We start from the raw sequence: 20,870 nt of genomic DNA, 5'->3' as shown, positions 1-20,870 counted from the left end.
CATGTGTAAACAGCTATTTATCATTTTTAATTCTTCACTCTTAATTTTTAATTTATCAAAAGTCTTGGTTCTTGAATCTTGATCCCTGGCTCTAAATTTTAATCAAATGAAAGTAAAAAACTGGATATTACTCAACAACCAGGTAATGGTGAAAAAGGACGATGAGTTTCAGTTCGGGAAGGACAAAGAGGCGGTACGCTCCTATTTTCTCGAATATGTCAATAAAAACACCGTATTTTTCTATACGCTGAAAGAAAAGATAGATTATCTGATCGAAAACAACTATTACGAGAATTTACTGGAATGGTATTCCTTCGAAGAGATCAAAGAGGTGTACAACCTGATGTACGAGAAGAAATTCCGTTTCCCGTCTTATATCAGCGCGTTCAAGTTCTTCCAGAATTATGCCCTGCGGGACGATAGCGGGGAGAAATTCCTGGAACGGTATGAGGACCGGTTGGCGTGTGCTGCGCTTTATCTCGGCCGTGGCGATATAAACAAGGCAATGGAATATGCCGAATTGTTTATCAACCAGGAATATCAACCCGCCACACCGACCTTCCTGAATGCCGGCAAAAAACGCTCGGGAGAGTTGGTGTCATGCTTCCTCGACGAGATCGGCGACAGCCTCAACGGTATCGGTTATGCGATCAACTCCTCCATGAAACTTTCGTCTATCGGCGGGGGCGTTTCGCTCAACCTCTCCAAGCTACGCGGACGTTCGGAAGCGATAAAAGGAGTGGAAGGCCGTGCCAGCGGCGTATTGCCGGTGATGAAACTTTTAGAGGATGTATTCTCCTATGCCAATCAACTGGGACAACGGCCGGGCGCCGGGGCGGTTTACCTGAACGTGTTCCACTCCGATATCGAGGAATTCCTCGATTGTAAAAAGATCAACGTGGACGAGAAAGTGCGTATCAAATCCCTCTCCATCGGCGTAGTGATTCCCGACAAGTTCATGGAGCTTGCCGAAAAGGATGAGCCGTTCTATGTGTTCTATCCGCACACCGTGTTTCAGGCGTACGGGCAGTATCTCGACGATATGGATATCAACGAAATGTACACCGAACTGGTCGATAACCCTAAAGTAAGGAAGAAAAGGCTCAATGCCCGCCTGATGCTGGTAAAGATTGCCCAGACACAGAAAGAGAGCGGTTATCCTTATCTCTTCTTCAAGGACAATGCTAACCGCGGGCATGCGTTGAAAGATATCGGTGAAGTGAAATTCTCCAACCTCTGTACGGAGATAATGCAATTGTCGGAAGTATCCGGGATCAACGATTATTATGAGGAGGATGTGATCCGCCGTGGTATTTCCTGTAACCTGGGCTCGCTGAATATCGTGACCGTGATGGATAACAAACGGATCAGGGAAGCGGTGAAGACCGCCATCAGCTCCCTGACGGTTGTTTCGGATATTTCCAATATCGATATTGTCCCCTCCGTCAAAAAAGCCAATGAAGAGCTGCACAGCGTGGGACTGGGAGCCATGAACCTGCACGGGTTGTTTGCCAAGAATTTTATTTCGTACGAAAGTACTGAAGCACTCGACTTCTGCAACGTGTTTTTCATGATGATGAATTTCTACTCTCTGGAGCGGTCGATGGAGATCGCACGCGAAAGAGGGATCGTATTTAAAGATTTCGACAAATCGGAATATGCCAAAGGAACCTATTTCGACAAATATACCGAATGGGATTATCTCCCTAAAACCGACAAGGTAAAAGAACTGTTCGAAGGGATCGATATCCCCGGGATCGAAGAGTGGAAGAATCTGAAAGAACAGGTAATGCAACACGGGCTGTATCATGCCTACCGGCTGGCGATAGCGCCCAACCAGTCGACTTCGTATATCATGAGCTCCACCGCTTCGGTAATGCCCGTGGTGGATACGATAGAGGTGCGCGAATATGGCGACAGCACTTCGTTCTATCCGATGCCTTACCTCACCAACGACAATTATTTCTTTTACAAATCGGCATATGATATGGATCAGATGAAAGTGATAAGGCTGATCTCGGTGATCCAACGGCATGTGGATCAAGGCATATCGACCATACTGCATACCAAAAGCAGCCATACGACCCGCGATCTGGCGCGGTACTATATCTACGCCCATAAGGCGGGATTGAAATCATTGTATTATACCCGGACAAGGAAAACGACAGTCGAAGACTGTATCTCCTGCTCGGTGTAATTGATTTTTGCAAAGAGGTATGACTACAACTAAATCATCGACTGACGATATTTTGTGACCCATTACAGCTCGTGCTACGCTAAAAGAGTAGAACTCGCTTCGCTCAAACAGCTACTCTTTTAACGCTACTCACGAGCAATGGGTCCCCACAAAATATCTAAAAGGTCTCCGCTTTAGTCTCAGTCATATTCCAAAGACACACGCGAAAATAAAAACAACAATATTATAAAAAACAAACATGAACCAACGGCCAGCATTAGCAAAACCCTTTTGCTTCCTATTACAGGACTGAATAGTCTTGTGTCTTGGCTCTTGATTCTTGGCTCTAATATTAATCATAATGAAACAATTTAAAGCCGTCAACTGGAATACTCCCGAGAACGACTACGTAGAGATGTTCTGGGAACAAAACCTGAAACAGTTCTGGATCGATACCGAATATATCCCTTCAAAAGATATCGATTCCTGGAAATCGCTTTCGCCCGAACTGCGCGAAGCATATAAAAAAGCATTGGGGGGATTGACCCTGCTCGATACCCTGCAGAGCCATACCGGTATGCCTAAGGTGATCGACAATATCGAGGGGTTGCAAAACAAATCGGTACTTTCCTATATGTGTATGATGGAAGCCATCCATGCCAAATCCTATTCCACTATTTTTACGACAGTGGCTTCCACCACCGAAATCGATGCTATCTTTGAATGGGCATCCACCAATGAACAACTCCAGTTCAAAGCCAAAACGATTGATAGCTATTACCGGAAACTCGACAAAGAGCATGTCTCCAAAGAAGAGGTATATATGGCCTTGGTAGCTTCTGTTTTTCTTGAAACATTCCTGTTCTATAGTGGTTTCTTCCTGCCTCTGTGGTTGGCAGGACAAGGACAAATGGTAGCCAGTTGCGATATCATAAAGAAGATCATCGCCGACGAATCCATTCACGGCGTATTTGTCGGTCTGCTGGCACAGGAGATATTTGAGACTTTCAACGAAAAGAAACAGGAAAAACTCAAAACCGATTTATTCGCCCTGATGGACCTGCTTTATGAAAATGAAATGAAATATACCGATCATGTGTATAGTGATATCGGTCTGGGAGCCGAAGTAAAGGAATATATACGGTATAACGGTAACAAGGCTTTGATGAACCTCGGCTTCGAACCGCGTTACGAGATCAATGAGGTAAACCCGATTGTGCTGAATGGATTGAATGTGGAAACAACACAACACGATTTCTTTTCCAAAAAATCGACCAATTACGAAAAAACCCTCGAAGTAGTGTATCTTCACGACGGTGATTTCGACATGAAAAAAGAATTGGAGATGGAGATTTGATAATTTTGCTGTTTTATTTTCAATTGGAATTGTGCTCATTGAGAACAAATATTACAAAAGATTTGTTTGAATTATACTCCTTTTGAAATGAGTGTAAGAATCAAGAGTCGGGAATTTGATTGATGTGATGATTTACTGATTAACGATCCCGACAAGTCGGGATAACTTGTCCCGATCCTTCGGGAACTTGTCCCGATTTATCGGGAAGTAGTGATGATTGGAAATTCAATTAGCTCATTAGTTTAGTCTTGTGTCTTGATTCTTGGCTCTTGTGTCTAAATTTTTTAATCATATGAAAGATTGAAATAGGTATATAAAGTGTAATTCCATTTTTTTAACGATGATACAAAAAATTCTAATTGCAAATCGGGGCGAAATTGCTGTGCGTGTGATGCGCACATGTAAAGAGATGGGTATCCGTACGGTGGCCGTCTATTCCGAGGCCGACCGTACCTCAAGGCACGTCTCTTATGCCGACGAAGCGGTATGTATCGGTCTGGCCTCTTCGCAGGAGAGCTATCTGAATGCCGATAAAATCATCAAAGCCGCAAAACAGTTCAAAGCGGACGCTATTCATCCGGGATACGGATTTCTGAGTGAAAATGCCGGTTTTGCACGTCGTTGCAAGGAAGAGGGTATTATTTTCATTGGCCCGTCGGCAGAAAGTATCGAAGCCATGGGCGATAAGATATCGGCTCGCCGGCAGATGATAAAAGCCAAGGTACCTGTGGTACCCGGTACATCGGAAGACCTGAAGCCGAGAGACCTGTTCCGTGTCTGCCGCAGGATAGGACTTCCCGTCATTATTAAAGCAACGGCCGGAGGCGGCGGTAAAGGTATGCGTCTGGTCTATGAAGAAAAACAATTGTACGAGGCCTACGAAGCCGCAAAGTCGGAAGCAAGGGCCTCATTCGGGAACGACTCGGTATATATCGAAAAATATATCGAATCGCCTCACCATATCGAAATACAGTTCCTGGGTGATGCCCACGGGAATGTGATACATCTGTTCGACCGTGAATGCTCGGTACAGCGCCGTCACCAGAAGATCGTGGAGGAAAGCCCCTCCCCTTTTATCGATGACAAGACCCGCCAGGCCATGGGCGCCATCGCCGTCAAGGCAGCCAGGTCTATCGGCTATGTCGGGGCCGGTACAATAGAATTTCTGGTGGATGGCGATATGAATTTCTATTTCCTGGAGATGAATACCCGCCTCCAGGTGGAACATCCTATTACTGAAGAGGTACTGGGCGTCGACCTGGTAAAAGAACAGATACATATTGCCAACAGAAAAAAACTACGTTTACGCCAGAAGCATTTACATCAGCGTGGTCATGCCATTGAATGCCGTATATGCGCTGAAGATCCTGAAAATAACTTCGCACCGTCGCCCGGTATTATCCGGCATATTCAAACACCCGAAGGCATAGGTGTGCGGGTGGACAGTTTTATTTACGATGGATACGAAATCCCGGTCTATTACGACTCGATGCTCGGTAAACTGATTGTGTGGGCAACCAGCCGCATCTATGCGCTGGAACGGATGCGCCGTGTGTTATATGAATATAAGATCACGGGGGTAAAGACCAATATCGATTACCTTCGCCGCATTATGGACACGCGTGATTTCGTAAAAGGAAATTATACCACCCATTTTATCGAAGACAACAGCAAGAAGCTGCAGGAAAGTGCCGGAAATAACAACGAAATAGAAGACATGGCCATCATCGCGGCCTATATAGACCATATAGTGAACAGTAATGACGCACCTTCATTATCGCCTGCCGATAATCTTCCCATAAGCCGCTGGCGCGCATTCGGTAAACAAAAAGGAGTTTTGAGGATATAATTCCCCGCCAATGTAAAAAACAACCATGTGGGTTAAAACTGATTTGAAAACAGAATGCTTTAATGATGGAATTTGAAATTTGGAATCTGAAATATTGAATATTGAATGAAAGCTAAAATAGGCAACAGGACATGTGAGGTGGAACTGATATCCAAAGATGGAAACAGAGTCGAAATCTCAGTGGACGGAAAAATATATGATATCGATGTGGTAATGTCGGAGAGCGGATTCTGTTCCATTCTTCACGAAGGACGTTCCTACAACGCCGAATCGGTACGCCATTCGGAAGGGAAATATACCATCACCACCAATTTTCGTTACTTTGACATCGAACTGTCGAATCCGCAGAAAAAATATATCAGAGGACGTCAATCCACCCCGGAAGAAGCACAGGAAACCATTACCTCCCCTATGCCGGGTAAAATCATAAAAATAATGGTTTCCGAAGGTATGGAAGTAAAACAGGGCGATCCCCTCATTGTGGTGGAAGCCATGAAGATGCAGAGCACTTATACGGCCGCCCAGAATGCTATTGTGGATAAGATCCACGTAGAGGAAGGCGATTCCGTAGCCCGCGATCAGTTACTCATATCTTTTAAGACCAATTAAAAGCAATTAAAAATCACAGCAATGACACTACAGGAAATATATCAGGCTTTTGAAGAAAAAAACAGAGCTGCCGAAGCCGGCGGTGGAGAGAAAGCAATCGGGAAACAAAAGCAAGCCGGAAAACAGACCGCACGCGAGCGCATCGATATGTTGTTGGATGATAACACGTTTGTTGAAATCGATAAATTCATACTTCACGAATGTAACCACTATGGCATGCAGAACAGCCGTATTCCCGGCGACGGCGTAGTGGCCGGTTACGGAAAGATAGACGGCCGGCTGGTGTATGTCTATGCTTACGATTTCACGGTGTACGGCGGTTCCCTGAGCCGCACCAACGCCAATAAGATTGTAAAGGTACAGAAACTCGCTATGAAAAACGGGGCGCCGATCATTGCCCTGAACGATTCGGGCGGTGCGCGCATCCAGGAAGGAGTGATGGCCCTCAGCGGCTATTCCGATATTTTTTACCAGAATATCAAAGCTTCAGGGGTTGTACCCCAGATTTCCGCTATCCTGGGCCCTTGCGCTGGCGGCGCCTGCTATTCCCCGGCGCTTACCGACTTCATCTTTATGGTGAAAGAGAAAAGCTATATGTTTGTGACCGGCCCTGATGTGGTGAAAACAGTCACGCATGAAGAACTGACCAAGGAAGAGCTGGGCGGGGCAACTACCCACGCATCCAAGAGCGGGGTGGCTCATTTTGTGGGCGAGGACGAGGAAGAAACGCTTATGATGATCCGTGAATTGCTGAGTTTTCTTCCTTCCAACAATATGGAAGATCCTCCGATAGTGCCTACAAACGACAGTATCTATCGAGAATCACCCAAATTGCAGACGCTGATTCCCGACGATCCCAATATTCCTTATGATATGAAGAAACTCATTGAAGAGGTGGTGGACGAACATTACTTCTTCGAGATCATGTCGCAATTCGCACAAAATATCGTGATAGGATTCGCCCGCATGGGGGGCCGCACAGTAGGGATTGTGGCTAATCAACCGGCTTATCTGGCCGGCGTACTGGATATCGACGCATCGGACAAAGCAGCACGGTTCATCCGTTTCTGCGACTGTTTCGACATCCCTATCATTACTTTCGAGGATGTGCCGGGTTTTCTTCCCGGGCGTGACCAGGAGCATAACGGTATTATCCGTCACGGAGCCAAGATCGTGTTTGCCTATGTGGAAGCGACCGTTCCGAAGATCACCCTTATAACGCGTAAAGCATATGGGGGCGCGTATGTTGTCATGGCATCCAAAGAGTCGGGTGCGGACGTGAATTTAGCCTATCCGAATGCCGAGATTGCGGTAATGGGAGCAGCAGGCGCGGTGAATATCCTGTATCGTTCATCCGACGAGACGGAACGGCAAAAAGCGCTGAGCGAATACGGTGAACTGTTTGCCAATCCTTACCGGGCTGCGGAAAAAGGATATATCGATGAGATCATCCTGCCGAAAGATACCCGGTTCAAATTGATCCAGGCGCTGGAAATGACGGCCAATAAGACGGAGACCAACCCGCCCAAAAAGCACGGGAACATTCCGCTGTAAGGTGGAAAACATGACTAATTCAAGCTATAGATTAAGACCACCTACACCAGTATTTTAACAACATTCTTGTGTCATTTTTACAAATTTATTGAATAAATCCCAAAAGAATAACCTATCTTTGCCCTGAATTTTGGTGTTATTCATTTCAAACGGCTTCGAAATGAATGATGAAAAGGGAATCAGGTGCAAATCCTGAACAGACCCGCTGCTGTAAGCTCCGCTTACGTGCTGGACAAATACCTCAATTGCCACTGCCCCGATTTATCGGGGTGGGAAGGCGTCCAGACACGGGAGTAAGTCAGAAGACCTGCCAGAATCAACATATGTTTATAGCTTTCGGGGATTAGAGCTTACTACATCAGGGGGAATCATTCCTTTATCCATTCTCGATCATTTTTCATTCCGGAAGGAGATACTCCTCTTCATGTGTGCATTTCTCGCGCAAAGCTGTTTATTAGCAAATAATAACCGGCAAAATGAAATTTTTTATCATTGTCAGAACCGGCCTTTTTGCCGCTGTTCTCTCCGTGGTCAGCTCCGTTGCTGCGCAGGATACCGACTCCATCAATACCTATTCGTTGGAGGAGTTCGTTGTATCGGCACGCAGAATTCAAATGGATGTGATTCCGGTGCAAACACTGTCGGGTCAACTCCTGGAAAACCTGAGCGCCCATTCGGTTGCTGATGCTCTTCGCTATTTCTCCGGCGTACAATTGAAGGATTACGGAGGGATCGGGGGCCTCAAGACAGTGAATGTGAGAAGTATGGGGAGCCAGCATGTAGGAGTGTTCTATGACGGTATAGAGATCGACAACCCGCAAAACGGTGTGGTCGATTTGGGTAGATATTCCCTTGATAACATAGAAGCCGTATCGCTCTATAACGGCCAGAAAAGCGCCATATTCCAACCCGCCAAAGATTATGCCTCCGCCAGTTCCATCTATATGAATGCGAAGATCCCGGCATTCGAAGGCGAAAAAAAACGTAATATAAAATTCACATTTAAAACAGGATCTTTTGACCTGATCAATCCGTCACTATATTGGGAACAAAAACTATCAGATAAATTATCCTCTTCAGTCAACTTCGATTATACCAACTCTTCGGGAAAATACAAATTCAGGTATATAGTGGATAATAAGCTGGACGACCGGGGCGGATATGATACAACCGCTGTTCGCCAGAACGGGGATATCCAATTGTTCAGGCTGGAACAGGCGCTGTTCGGCAAAATAAAGGACGGGGAATGGAAAACACGTCTCTATTTTTATGCCTCGGAACGAGGTTATCCGGGAGCGATCGTCAAAGAAGAACCGGGACGCTTTAAACACGAAGATCGCCAAAAAGACCGGAATATCTTCCTGCAGACATCCATAAGGAAACGGATTACAGACTCCTACTCGATCAGACTATCCGGAAAGTATGCCTACGATTACCTCTATTATGAGTCCGATACCCTGATACAGAAACTGCGTAACACATATATGCTGCACGATTTTTATATCTCGTCGGCCAATCTGTTCGGGATTCTCCCCTTTTGGACGGCCAATATCTCTGCGGATTTTCAATGGAATAAAATGAATTCCGATATAAAGGAATTTATCTATCCGCAACGCTGGTCTGGCTGGATTGCGGCGGCAACGTCGTTCGACCTGCAAAGGCTGAAAATACAGGCAAGTATCCTGGGAACTTTTGTGCATGAAACGACCCGGGAAGATAAAAAGGATATCCAGCGTGACTGGCAAAAAGTGACACCTACCGTGATGGCTTCATGGCAGCCGTTTCATGAAGAGCAGCTTTTTCTGAGGGCTTTTTATAAGGATATATTCCGCATGCCTACATTTGCCGAGATGCATCTGGCCTACATGGGAAGTCTCTCGTCCTACCTGAAGCCTGAATTTACGAAGCAACACAATATAGGTATCCTGTATTCAAAAAATGTCACCCCTTCATTGTATATGCAGGGACAGGTGGATGCCTACTATAATGAAGTGACCGATAAGCTTCTGGCAGTCCCCGGCGGAGTGAATTTCCGGTGGACGATGATGAATGTGGGGTTTGTAAAGATAAAAGGAATGGACATGTCGCTTTCTGCTACGAACCGGTTCAATAAAGAGTTGACCATCGATGCGCAACTGAACTATACCTGGCAGAAAGCACAGGATTATAGCCCTATTACCGTAGAGAGCGATACTATCACCTACAGGGGACAGATCGCTTACATCCCGACCCATAGCGGATCGGCAATTCTGAGTGCTGCTTACCGCTCATGGACTCTGTCATACAGTTTTATTTATACCGGCGAACGGTTTACCGGAAGTGCCAATATTGCCCGTAACCGGCTGCAACCGTGGTACACAAGCGATCTGGCATTGGGGCGTTCGTTCCGGTGGAATAAGTCAGACTTGAAAGCAACGGTGGAAGTGAATAACCTGTTTAACCAGGCTTACGATGTAGTATTGAATTACCCGATGCCGGGTACAAATTATAAATTTATTCTCAACATTACATTATAACTACTTTTTGCAGATGCAGATAGATTTACATAAAATTTTGTGGCCCCTTTTAATCATTGGCCTCATTCTTTTCAACTCATGCAGGGGTGAAGAAGAGGAACTTATCCCGCCCGTGGTCACCCCCGTTGCGCCGGGAGAGTCGGGTCCTGTAAAAGGATTTTTCCTGCTGAACGAGGCCAATATGGGAAGTAACAAAGCCTCCATCGATTATTTCGACAGTGAGTCGGGATACTATTATCAGAATATTTATCCGCTTATTAACCCGACAATCGCGCATGAGCTGGGAGATGTAGGCAACGATATCCAGATTTACGGCGACAAGTTGTATGCCGTGATCAATGTGTCGGGATATATTGAGGTGATGGATGTGAAAACCGGGAAACATGTGAACTCCCTGACGATACCTAATTGCCGTTATATCGTTTTTGACAAGGGATATGCCTATGTGAGTTCCTATAACGGCCCGGTAAAGATTGAACCGGATGCACCGCTCGGATGCGTGGTCAAAATAGACACCGTAACCATGAGAGAAGTCGGGCGTGTTACTGTGGGGTATCAACCCGAAGAGATGGTGATCCGGGATAATAAACTGTATGTCGCCAATTCGGGAGGCTACCGTGTACCGGACTACGATAATACCGTGTCGGTGATAGACCTGGATAATTTCCAGGAGATGAAAAAGATAACGGTCGGTATCAATCTGCACCGGCTGGAACTCGATAGCGATCACAATATCTATGTAAGTTCCCGGGGAGATTACAAGTATACCTCTTCCAATACTTATATCATCGGAAAGAACGATATGGTGACCAAATCACTCAACCTGCCCAGTTCCGAAATGACAGCAACAGGAGACTCTATCTATATGTACAGTGTTGAATGGAGCCATATCACCCAAAGAAACACCATCACCTACGCGATCGTCAATACAAGAACACAGATGGTGGTCTCCCGTAATTTCATTACGGACGGGACGGACAAACAGATTGTAACGCCCTATGGTATCGCCGTCCACCCGGAAAACAGGGATATTTACGTAACCGATGCAAAGGATTATGTCAGTCCGGGTGTATTGTATTGTTTTGATAAGTATGGTAAACGCAAATGGGCTGTGGTGACCGGAGAAATTCCTGCGCATATCGTATTTACGAGGCATCGGTTGCAGGGGATTTCATCGCTGGTAACTGGAAACAATTAATTATCATATCACAAAAACTTTAAATATAAATAGTAGGAATTATGATTAAAACAACAAGAACGAAGCTGTTACTTCTTACTCTTCTATCAGTTTTTATCATCTCTTGTTCAAAAGATGACCCTGTGATAGATCTGGGAGCCCCGGTCATTAAAATTGAGGCGGAAAACGGGGAGTATAAAGTAAAGAAAGGGAAATCGGTTCTCTTGTCCGCCACGGTGGAGAATGCCGTTAAACCCATTTATTCATGGAAATTGGATGGTAAAATCATTTCAACCGAACAGGAGTTCGAGTTCGAGGGTGAATATGCGGGCGAATACTTCGTTAATTTCCGTGTCGATGCAGAGAACGGACATGCCGAACAACAGGTGAAAGTGAGCGTACTCGATAAACTCCCTCCGGAGATCGATATGCCGTCCATGTTCATTGCTTATGCAGGGAAAGATAACGAACTTACCGCCGAGGTGCTGTATGCCGATGAAGCGCACTATGTATGGAAGCTGAACGGTGTGGTCGTATCGGAAGAAAAGACGTATGTGTTTAACGAAGTCTCCCTGGGATCCCAGACGCTTTCATTAAAAGTGGAGACCGAAGACGGCTCCGACCTGAAAGTATTCACCATCACAAACCTGCCTGTTCCCGAACCGGAATTGTTTTTTGATGACGGGCATTACCGGACGGTGACCAACAAAGATGAATTACGCAAAATGGCGGTTCCTGTCGGAAAAAGCCTGGTACTGGCCCCTGTTATTTGCAATATAGAAGATCCCGGAACATTCCAGTGGACGGTGGACGGGGCGACCCAATCCGAAACTTCGGAGTTTTTTACCTTTACTCCGTCAACCGAAGGGGTTTATCTTATTACGGTTACCGAGCAAAGCACACAGGCAAAAGCTGAGGTTGAAGTAACCTGTACAAAACCCGAAGGTACCTACTTCCGGGAAAAGACCGAAAGCAGCAAAGCTACCGCGGCCCTGGCCTTCGATTATGTCCCTGCCCCCGGACAGTTTATTAACTACCAGATCGGGTCGACAAAAGCCCGTGCTTTAAATGATCTGCAAAATGCTTTGAACAGAGGTGGCGCTCCTTATATAGGCGCTTACGGCGGTTATTGGATCGTCGGATTCGACCATAGCGTCAGGAATGTGGAAGAGAAAGCCGATTTGTTTATTGGTGGTAATGCTTTTGCCGGATGGAGCGAACCCGGAATTGTATGGGTGATGCAGGATGTAAACGGGAACGGGTTACCTGACGACACATGGTATGAACTGAAAGGCAGCGAGACAGGAAAACCTGAAACCCGTCAACGTTACGCGCTTACTTATTATAAGCCTAACAAGAAAAAAGCGGATGTATTGTGGACAGACAACTTCGGCGGTTCCAACTCGGTAGATTATAACGGGTATCATACGCAGGACTACTACTTCCCGATGTTTATCGAGGAGGACTATTATACGGTGGTAGGAACCTGTCTTGCTTCAAATATTGATTCTTCCACAGGCATAGTCTATGCCAGAGATTTCCCCTGGGGATATGTGGATAACTACAATACCGATCCCACCCGCCCAGGCGGTCATTTCTGGATCGAAGATGCAATCCAGGTCGACGGATCACCGGCAAACCTGACACACATCGACTTCGTGAAAGTACATACAGGTATGGCGGCCAAAGGCAATGCGGTTGGAGAGATATCTACCGAACCGGGATGTCCTACTAACTTGAATTTCTAACAATCAAACGCATAAAGTAATGAATGTAATATATAGTTATAAAAATATCTTTTTCATGCTGATGGTGAGCCTGTTGGTTTTGTTGGCTTGTACTAACGAACATGATCCGTTTACAGGTACCGACAGCTATATCACGTCTTTCAGTTTACGACAAGGCGAGACGGTTTTTAATGCCGAAATTACTGAGCGGCTCATCACCGTAAAGGTACCGGAAGGTATATCGCTGAAAGGCGCCACGGCGACGGTGAAATTGAGTGAAAATGCTTCGATATACCCCGATCCCGCGGACATTACCCAATGGGACGAGGAAATACTGTTTGCCGTAACCGCTTTTGACGGTACAACGCAGCTAAGCTATAAATACAGCGTCATCCGGAGCCATATCGATGCGAACGAAACGGTAATACTGGCTACACAAGCCGATGTGGATGCTTTCGGAGCAAGCGATATTACTGCCATCGGAGGAAGCCTGATTATCGGCAGTGCCACCGGCACCGACTCTATCAGGGACCTGGCGCCACTGGCAAAACTCAAAGAAATCACTTACTCATTGACGATCCATCCCAATTTTGCCGCGGCCGAATTAGCCGGATTCGACGCTCTGGAAAAAGTTGGCGGCGACATATATTCAACCGCAGCCAATATCGAAAAAGTGAGCTTCCCTAAATTACAGTCGGCCGGATCGGTATTCTTTAAAAATTCGAAGCTTGGAGAGGTAATATTTAGCCGGCTGGAGAATGTAACAAAGGCCATCACACTGCAATGCCCGTTGGGCGGTATCAGTTTTCCCAACCTGAAACAGGTGCAAAGTATTCATTTGGAAGACAGGGATGCGATGATTACTTCAGTAGCATTTCCATCGTTGGAGAAAGCCGAAAGCATAGTGGTTTATTTCCTTCCGTCGCTGACAAAGATATTACTCCCCGAATTGAAAGAAGTAGGCGATATGAAATTAAACTGGCTTACTGTGCTTGCCTTTATCGACGCTCCTAAACTGGAAGTATCGACAGGTACTATTACTCTTCCTGATGTTTCAAAATTGTCGGAATTGAGCTTCCCCGAAATGCGTCAGGCAAATACGGTCGAGGTCAAAGGAGCCGAATTGGGGCTGCTTCATTTTCCCAAACTTACAGCTATTACAAATCTTAGCATCCAGAACACTACGCTTTCCGGTATTTCAACAGGATTTGACAAACTGGAAAAGATAGAAGGCGAACTCCGGCTTATGGAAATGTCTGAAATGAGGACCCTTTCAATTCCTTCCTCAATCAGGCGAATTGAAAAGTTAACCATCTACAACCAGAATGTGGATCGCAATTTCGCTGAAATCAATATAAAAGGGATGAACCTTGGAGAACTGTCGATTGAACGGGATGCGGTAAACGGTATCAAAATTATCGGTGACGACGTGTTTCATGGAATAGTAAGTTTCGATACCCAAAACGGTAGAACGTATGACTGGGTATCTCCTGTTTTTGAGGGTTTCCATGAAATAGACTCCATATCATACGGCAACTATATATCCAATCTCAGAAATCTGGAGATGAAAGGTATACGAAAAATAAACAAAGGATTTCATATTCCTAATAACAATCTGATTGGGCTCAGCCTGCCCGATCTGGAAGAAGTAGGCGGTAACTTCGTTATCAATCACCTTTCTTCTGTATCGGTAGAGGATTCGGTGTTCATTATTCCAAAACTGAAATCGGTGGGCGGCGACTTCAGGATTACCACCGCCTCAAGAGATATAATTGCGCTGGAACTCCCTGCCTTAACCTATGTTGCAGGTAATTTTATAATAGGAACGGGGTATGCGTCAACGTCTCAGTGGGACCCTTACGGTCGCGACATGAAGAGTTTATCTTTCCCCATGTTAAAAACCATAGGCGGAAAAATAACACTTAAACCTTATCTGGATGGAGGTGATAACTATATAAATGAACGGTTTACGGATCTTGATGGATTTTCAGCGCTCGAATCGGTAAAAGGTGTCGAAATTGTGAGGCATCAGGGATTAATCTCGTATGAAGGATTCAGTAAAGCCATATCATCGTTTCCGGCAAGCGCCTGGAGTGTTGAAAACAATGGCTATAATCCTGCCTATCAGGATCTGTTGGATAACAAATGGGTGAAACCGTAAAATAGAATAATCGTATGAACAATATCAATATAAAAACAATCATCATATCGCTGTTTGCCGGTCTCTTTATGATTGCATGTGACGATGACAATAGCGCGTTCTCGGGTAATGATAATAATATAGTATCGTTCCAATTAAAACAGGGTGAGCAGACTTTCTATGCGGCCATCTCAGAAGGAAATCTGGTGGTAACCGTTCCCGCGAATTTATCGCTCGAAGGAGCAACAGCCACCGTCACCATCAGCGAACTGGCGACCATCTCTCCCGATCCGTCATCCATTACCGATTGGGACAATGAACAGACATTTACCGTTACATCCTACAACGGCAATACACAGACCTATGTCTATCGAGTCGAACACAATGCGGTTTCGAAAGATGGCGATGTGGTATTGCTTACACAAGCCGATGTCGATGCTTTTGCAGCACTCGGGCTCAGTGAATTGAACGGAAGCCTTACCATTGGTGCCGTTACAGGACAGGATTCCATCTACTCGCTGGAGGGACTGGAGAAACTTAAAAAAGTGAAATACGACCTTACAATTAATCCTACTTATGCCGGCGACGACCTCACCGGACTGGAAAATCTGGAGTTGATCGGATCGCTGCAAATAGACCAGAACAAGAAGCTGAAAACCGTGACGTTCCCCAGACTACAGGCCGTCATGCTGGGATTAATTATCAAACAGAGTAGAGTGGAAACAATACAGTTCCCCGAATTGCTTAAGGTGGATGATGAAATATCATTTATAAACCTGGATTCGCTTTTGGTAATGGAGTTCCCCAAACTGAAAAGTGTGGTGAATAATGTGACATTCCAAGCCGGTTGGAATACCAATAAGCTAAAAGTAATTGACTTTCCGGCATTGGAGAAAATCGGCGGAAAACTGGATATCACTAACTGGAAAGAAGTAACCGAAACTGTTTTCCCGAAACTGTCAGGTGTACGTGAATTGAATATAGCATCGCTTAGTAAACTGGTAAAGATTGAATTCCCTTCTCTTGAAAAGATTGAAACCAGGCTGAATCTTTCAGTGACGAACGACAATATCACTACCATCGATTTTTCCTCTTTAATTGCCATAGGAGGTGATTTCACTATGCCCGGTTTTCCGAAAATCACCGCTGCTGACTGGATAAAGTCGCTGGCTATGGTGGGTGGTAAGTTACAGATATCCAATAACGAAGCGACAAGCTTAAGCGATATTTTACCTGCGTTGGCAGATGTCGGGGAACTCACCCTGAATAACCTGCCGAACGTATCGGAATTGGATTTAACTAAATTGAAAGCAGGAAAACTGATTTTTCAGGGAACATCGAATCCTGTAAAGCTCATAGCGGGTGAAACCTGTGAAACGGAGATTGCTCTCTGGTATCTGACAATCAAAAAACTCCCTGATCTTTCGGGTATAAAACACCTGAAAGGTTTACATATATCGGGATGCAATAACATTACAACTGTTGAATTGAATGAAATAGAAAGCGTACAAAACGATCTGATCTTCGAGTATGGTTCCAATTGCATGAGTTATAAAATGCCTGCATTAAAAGAGGTAGGTGCAAGATTTATGTTCAATAACCAGTTCGGAATAGAATTTAAATTTCCGTTATTAGAAAAAGTCGGGTCTTTTTCATACTATTCCCAGGGTCAACCAACTCCTGTCGATTTGTCATTTCCTTCGTTGACCCGCTCCGAAACTTATTTTGTAATACAGACAAGTGGTAACAGCTCGATCGTGGCCAACATATCGTTCCCTCAATTGGCTTATGTGGGTGATTATTTCCAGCTTACTGCTTTCTCCAATCCGGAAAATAATTATATCAAAGATCTGGATACATTTTCAGCACTTACCTATATCGGAGGCAATGTGACAATACAAGCACAAAAAGCTCTGACATCCTTTGAAGGGCTCAAAAACGCTCTCGGAAAAGTGTTGGAAGGGGAATCCACATGGACGGTCAGAAATAATGCTTACAATCCGACAATCGATGATCTCAAAGCAGGAAAATGGAAACAGATATAACTTCGCACCCATAGGCGGCATGGCGTTATTCGTGCGGCATATTACAGCAGACGCCATTTAGTCGCTTGCTACGCAGCGGGAATACCCTTCTTCAAAAACACTATATTGGGCGATCTGGTGTATTCAACAGCGCTTTTTGGGTTGTTTGAAGCCTCAGTTTCCCTGTTCCCCTCTTTACGCAAAGATGTCCGTCGCCCACCTGCGATGACAGGCTCATAAGGAATAAAGTTCGGGAACACACACTTCTCTACTTTTTTATTTATTATTTTGACAGGAAAGGCATTCCAGACAGATTGGTTTGCCTTTCTTTTTGCTTTGGTAAGGTACTTCCGTTTTTGTTCTTCCGTTTTTTCCTGTTTCCCGAGAAAACATAATTCCCTTATTGTAAAAGAAAAAGTTTAGGATAAAAACAATAATGGAGTCGTCGCCACTCAATTCGTTAGATGTAAAATATCTAATGAAAATAATAAAAAAGAAAACTTAATCTTCTGTTTTTCCTATATAAATTGCCGGATCAAAAATATAATATATTAATAAACAAATAAATAATTGGTAATAAAAATATTGTTGATAACTTTTTTGGAAAACTTTGCACTTTATTATTGAAGATAACTTATCTTTGTTTTGTATTTGGTTTTTATTCGCACAACCTGAAAAACCGCTGCGAATAAAATGAAAAGGGAATGCCGTGAAAGTCGGCAACAGTTCCCGCTGCTGTAAGCTCTGCATAAAACCTTTGCGCAATACTCACATCCACTGGCTTGAACTCTTTCCTGTGAGAGGGTTGATGAAAGGCCGGGAAGGAAGCGCAAAAGGAGGAGTAAGTCAGAAGACCTGCCAGATGTGTACACTTTTTGATCTCTTTCGGGTAAAAAGAGAGTCGAAAACAGAGGTTTATACACCTTTTTTAACTGCTCTATCTGTATAAGCTTACCGCCGCAATGGCAAATGTTTTCCCGTATCGAAAAGTGTAATGGTATTGACATCTCTGTTCACACACTAAAAAATAAATTCGTATGGGAAACCAAACAATTCAGATCCTGAAACGGGACGGTAAACATGTCCCCTTCTCTATTAAAAAGATAGAAAATGCCGTTGCAAAAGCATTTCTCTCGGTAGGCGCATTCGCCACCGAAGATGATTTCATCGCTATCCTCTCGCGCCTTCACATCTCCGACGGGATGACCGTGGAAGAGATCCAGAACCAGGTGGAAACGGCGCTGATGGCAGAAAAATATTTTGCCGTCGCGAAATCCTATATGCTTTACCGCCAAAAGCATACCGAAACGCGTGAGATCCGGGACAACCTGAACTTCCTGATGAATTATTGCGATGCGCAAAATGCTGCCACGGGAAGTAAATTCGACTCCAATGCCAATGTGGAGAAGAAAAACATCGCCACGCTTATCGGCGAACTACCCAAAAAGAGCTTTATCGACCTGAATCGGAAGATGATCACCGACCGGCTGAAGGAGATGTACGGGAAGGAACTGGCGGATAAATATATCGGCATGCTGAACGAGCATTTCATCTATAAAAACGATGAAACCAGCCTGGCCAACTACTGCGCCAGCATCACCATGTATCCCTGGCTACTGAACGGTACCCTTGCCATCGGCGGGAACTCTACACCGCCGACCAACCTGAAATCGTTTTGTGGCGGCTTCATCAATATGGTATTCATGGTATCAAGCATGTTGAGCGGCGCCTGCGCCACACCCGAGTTTCTGATGTATCTGGACTACTTTATCCGCAAAGAGTATGGCGACGACTATTTTACCCGCAACGGGAATGTAGTGGATCTCTCTAAGCGCCAACGTACCCTCGACAAGGTGATTACCGACTGTTTCGAGCAAATCGTCTACTCCATCAACCAGCCCACTGGAGCGCGTAATTTCCAGGCTGTCTTCTGGAACATCTCCTACTACGACAAATACTACTTCGAAAACCTGTTCGGCGAATTTCAGTTTCCCGACGGCTCCCGTCCGGTATGGGATTCACTCAGTTGGCTGCAGAAACGCTTTATGCGGTGGTTCAACAAAGAGCGGACCAAGACCGTACTCACCTTTCCGGTAGAAACCATGGCGTTGCTCTCGAAAGAGGATGATGTGATGGATACCGAATATGCCGATTTTACGGCTGAAATGTATGCCGAAGGGCACTCGTTCTTCACCTACATGAGCGACAATGCCGACTCACTGTCGAGTTGCTGCCGCCTGCGCAATGAAATTCAGGACAACGGGTTCAGCTACACATTGGGAGCCGGGGGAGTCTCTACCGGTTCTAAAAGCGTGCTTACCATCAACCTGAACCGCTGCATCCAGTTCGCGAAACGTACAGGTCAACCCTACACGGCATTTCTGGAAGAGGTGGTCGATTTAACACACAAGGTACAAACCGCTTATAATGAAAACCTGAAAATGTTTCAGCAGAAAGGGATGCTTCCCCTCTTCGATGCGGGATTTATCAATATCAGCCGACAGTACCTGACCATCGGCGTGAACGGGTTGGTAGAAGCTGCCGAATCACTGGGCATCGAGATCAACCATAATCCCCGTTACGTGGCATTTGTACAGGAAATATTGGGGATCATCGAAAGGTACAATAAAAAATACCGGTCGAAAGAACTGATGTTCAACTGCGAAATGATCCCTGCCGAAAATGTGGGTGTAAAGCATGCCAAATGGGACAGGGAGGATGGATATTCAGTACCCCGTGATTGCTATAACAGCTATTTCTACCGGGTGGAAGACCCGTCACTCAATGTCATCGATAAGTTCCGCCTGCATGGACGCGATTATATCGAGCACCTGACAGGCGGATCTGCGCTCCATATGAACCTGGAAGAACATCTCTCAAAAGCGCAATACCGCCAGCTGCTGCGGGTAGCAGCCGCAGAAGGGTGCAATTACTTCACCTTTAATATTCCGAATACGGTATGCAATGATTGCGGAAAGATCGATAAACGCTATCTGAAGCAGTGCCCCGTATGCGCTTCCAGGAATCTGGATTATCTTACACGTATCATCGGTTATATGAAACGGGTAAGTAATTTCTCCGTCCCGCGTCAGGCAGAAGCATCCAAAAGGTTTTACGGGAAGTTGGAATCGGAGAAAGAGACGGTGGTATATTAAATAAACGTGATGTATTAAAATAAATGCGATATATTAAAAGAAATGGATCAGGATAAGGTTCGCTGGAAATAAGCTGTTTGTATGTTGAAATATGTCGATTATGATATTGTCTTTCAGGAAATCCCCGATGAAGTAACGTTGGCGGTCAACCTGTCGAATTGCCCGTACCGTTGTAGGGGATGCCACAGTCCGCACCTGCAGCAGGATATAGGGAAAGAGTTGAATGAATCTGCGCTTGCCGGACTGCTGCAGTCATATGAAAGGGCAATTACCTGTATATGCTTTATGGGAGGGGATGCCGATACCGGGGAGTTATACCGGTTGGCGGATTTCGTCCGGAAAAGCCGGAGAGGAAAGATCAAAACGGCATGGTATTCGGGAAACGACAGGCTGCCGGCGAATTCAAAGGATCATTTTGATTTCGTGAAGACCGGCCCCTATATCGAAATGCTCGGGGGATTGAATAAGAAGATCACGAACCAGCGGCTGTACCGGATCGAGGATGACAATATGATAGATATTACTCACCGGATGCATTCCGCAGCTCATGGTACAGCACAATAGCACCTGCATGGAATAAACATGC

13 protein-coding genes and 2 riboswitches are annotated in these 20,870 nt (G+C 45.2%); all 13 genes read left to right on the top strand.

Annotated elements, in window-relative coordinates:
• Window positions 1-106: 106 nt before the first annotated feature.
• The 13 genes from nrdE to nrdG all read left to right on the top strand — a co-directional run bounded on the left by nrdE (window position 107) and on the right by nrdG (window position 20,848).
• Window positions 107-2,197: a class 1b ribonucleoside-diphosphate reductase subunit alpha gene (nrdE, locus tag F597_RS0115175; RefSeq protein WP_019540611.1), complete on the top strand. Its 2,091-nt coding sequence runs from the start codon at window positions 107-109 to the stop codon at window positions 2,195-2,197.
• Between the two features lie 340 nt (window positions 2,198-2,537).
• Window positions 2,538-3,533, top strand: coding sequence for a class 1b ribonucleoside-diphosphate reductase subunit beta (gene nrdF, locus F597_RS0115170; protein WP_019540610.1), 996 nt, complete (start codon window positions 2,538-2,540; stop codon window positions 3,531-3,533).
• 340 nt (window positions 3,534-3,873) lie between these two features.
• Window positions 3,874-5,382, top strand: a complete 1,509-nt coding sequence (gene accC, locus F597_RS0115165; protein ID WP_019540609.1) for an acetyl-CoA carboxylase biotin carboxylase subunit — start codon at window positions 3,874-3,876, stop codon at window positions 5,380-5,382.
• 105 nt (window positions 5,383-5,487) lie between these two features.
• The gene (locus tag F597_RS0115160) at window positions 5,488-5,991 is read left to right on the top strand and encodes an acyl-CoA carboxylase biotin carboxyl carrier protein subunit (RefSeq protein WP_019540608.1); all 504 of its coding nucleotides are present in this window, start codon (window positions 5,488-5,490) and stop codon (window positions 5,989-5,991) included.
• A 21-nt stretch (window positions 5,992-6,012) separates the two neighbouring features.
• A complete protein-coding gene (locus tag F597_RS0115155; RefSeq protein WP_019540607.1) occupies window positions 6,013-7,545 on the top strand; it encodes an acyl-CoA carboxylase subunit beta in 1,533 nt (510 codons plus the stop codon).
• Between the two features lie 114 nt (window positions 7,546-7,659).
• Window positions 7,660-7,874: riboswitch (cobalamin riboswitch) on the top strand.
• A 147-nt stretch (window positions 7,875-8,021) separates the two neighbouring features.
• Window positions 8,022-10,061, top strand: a complete 2,040-nt coding sequence (locus tag F597_RS0115150) for a TonB-dependent receptor (protein WP_019540606.1) — start codon at window positions 8,022-8,024, stop codon at window positions 10,059-10,061.
• A gap of 13 nt (window positions 10,062-10,074) precedes the next feature.
• Complete coding sequence (locus F597_RS0115145; protein WP_019540605.1) at window positions 10,075-11,259, top strand: YncE family protein; 1,185 nt, start codon at window positions 10,075-10,077, stop codon at window positions 11,257-11,259.
• 41 nt (window positions 11,260-11,300) lie between these two features.
• On the top strand, window positions 11,301-12,986 hold the full coding sequence (locus F597_RS0115140) for a PKD-like domain-containing protein (protein ID WP_019540604.1): 1,686 nt from the start codon (window positions 11,301-11,303) through the stop codon (window positions 12,984-12,986).
• A 19-nt stretch (window positions 12,987-13,005) separates the two neighbouring features.
• On the top strand, window positions 13,006-15,126 hold the full coding sequence (locus tag F597_RS0115135) for a DUF5018 domain-containing protein (protein ID WP_026327509.1): 2,121 nt from the start codon (window positions 13,006-13,008) through the stop codon (window positions 15,124-15,126).
• Window positions 15,127-15,140: 14 nt separating this feature from the next.
• Window positions 15,141-17,150, top strand: coding sequence for a DUF5018 domain-containing protein (locus F597_RS0115130; protein WP_019540602.1), 2,010 nt, complete (start codon window positions 15,141-15,143; stop codon window positions 17,148-17,150).
• A 27-nt stretch (window positions 17,151-17,177) separates the two neighbouring features.
• Window positions 17,178-17,369 carry a DUF6580 family putative transport protein gene (locus F597_RS23145; RefSeq protein ID WP_425413904.1) on the top strand — a complete coding sequence of 64 codons (192 nt, stop codon included), beginning with the start codon at window positions 17,178-17,180 and terminating at the stop codon, window positions 17,367-17,369.
• 395 nt (window positions 17,370-17,764) lie between these two features.
• Window positions 17,765-18,006, top strand: a riboswitch (cobalamin riboswitch).
• Window positions 18,007-18,166: 160 nt separating this feature from the next.
• The gene (gene nrdD, locus F597_RS0115120) at window positions 18,167-20,284 is read left to right on the top strand and encodes an anaerobic ribonucleoside-triphosphate reductase (protein ID WP_019540600.1); all 2,118 of its coding nucleotides are present in this window, start codon (window positions 18,167-18,169) and stop codon (window positions 20,282-20,284) included.
• An 81-nt stretch (window positions 20,285-20,365) separates the two neighbouring features.
• Window positions 20,366-20,848 carry an anaerobic ribonucleoside-triphosphate reductase activating protein gene (nrdG, locus tag F597_RS0115115; RefSeq protein WP_019540599.1) on the top strand — a complete coding sequence of 161 codons (483 nt, stop codon included), beginning with the start codon at window positions 20,366-20,368 and terminating at the stop codon, window positions 20,846-20,848.
• The last annotated feature ends 22 nt before the right edge of the window (window positions 20,849-20,870 follow it).

This window comes from Proteiniphilum acetatigenes DSM 18083 (genome assembly GCF_000380985.1).
GTDB lineage: Bacteria > Bacteroidota > Bacteroidia > Bacteroidales > Dysgonomonadaceae > Proteiniphilum > Proteiniphilum acetatigenes.
This window is presented reverse-complemented; position numbering and strand designations above follow the sequence as displayed.

What these genes read in the sequence shown, in the direction of transcription:
- F597_RS0115140 (WP_019540604.1), top strand. Translation starts at nt 11,301, where the DNA reads ATGATTAAAACAACAAGAACGAAGCTGTTACTTCTTACTCTTCTATCA.
- nrdE (WP_019540611.1), top strand. Translation starts at nt 107, where the DNA reads ATGAAAGTAAAAAACTGGATATTACTCAACAACCAGGTAATGGTGAAA.
- nrdD (WP_019540600.1), top strand. Translation starts at nt 18,167, where the DNA reads ATGGGAAACCAAACAATTCAGATCCTGAAACGGGACGGTAAACATGTC.
- F597_RS0115150 (WP_019540606.1), top strand. Translation starts at nt 8,022, where the DNA reads ATGAAATTTTTTATCATTGTCAGAACCGGCCTTTTTGCCGCTGTTCTC.
- F597_RS0115145 (WP_019540605.1), top strand. Translation starts at nt 10,075, where the DNA reads ATGCAGATAGATTTACATAAAATTTTGTGGCCCCTTTTAATCATTGGC.
- accC (WP_019540609.1), top strand. Translation starts at nt 3,874, where the DNA reads ATGATACAAAAAATTCTAATTGCAAATCGGGGCGAAATTGCTGTGCGT.
- F597_RS0115160 (WP_019540608.1), top strand. Translation starts at nt 5,488, where the DNA reads ATGAAAGCTAAAATAGGCAACAGGACATGTGAGGTGGAACTGATATCC.
- nrdG (WP_019540599.1), top strand. Translation starts at nt 20,366, where the DNA reads ATGTTGAAATATGTCGATTATGATATTGTCTTTCAGGAAATCCCCGAT.
- nrdF (WP_019540610.1), top strand. Translation starts at nt 2,538, where the DNA reads ATGAAACAATTTAAAGCCGTCAACTGGAATACTCCCGAGAACGACTAC.
- F597_RS0115135 (WP_026327509.1), top strand. Translation starts at nt 13,006, where the DNA reads ATGAATGTAATATATAGTTATAAAAATATCTTTTTCATGCTGATGGTG.
- F597_RS0115130 (WP_019540602.1), top strand. Translation starts at nt 15,141, where the DNA reads ATGAACAATATCAATATAAAAACAATCATCATATCGCTGTTTGCCGGT.
- F597_RS0115155 (WP_019540607.1), top strand. Translation starts at nt 6,013, where the DNA reads ATGACACTACAGGAAATATATCAGGCTTTTGAAGAAAAAAACAGAGCT.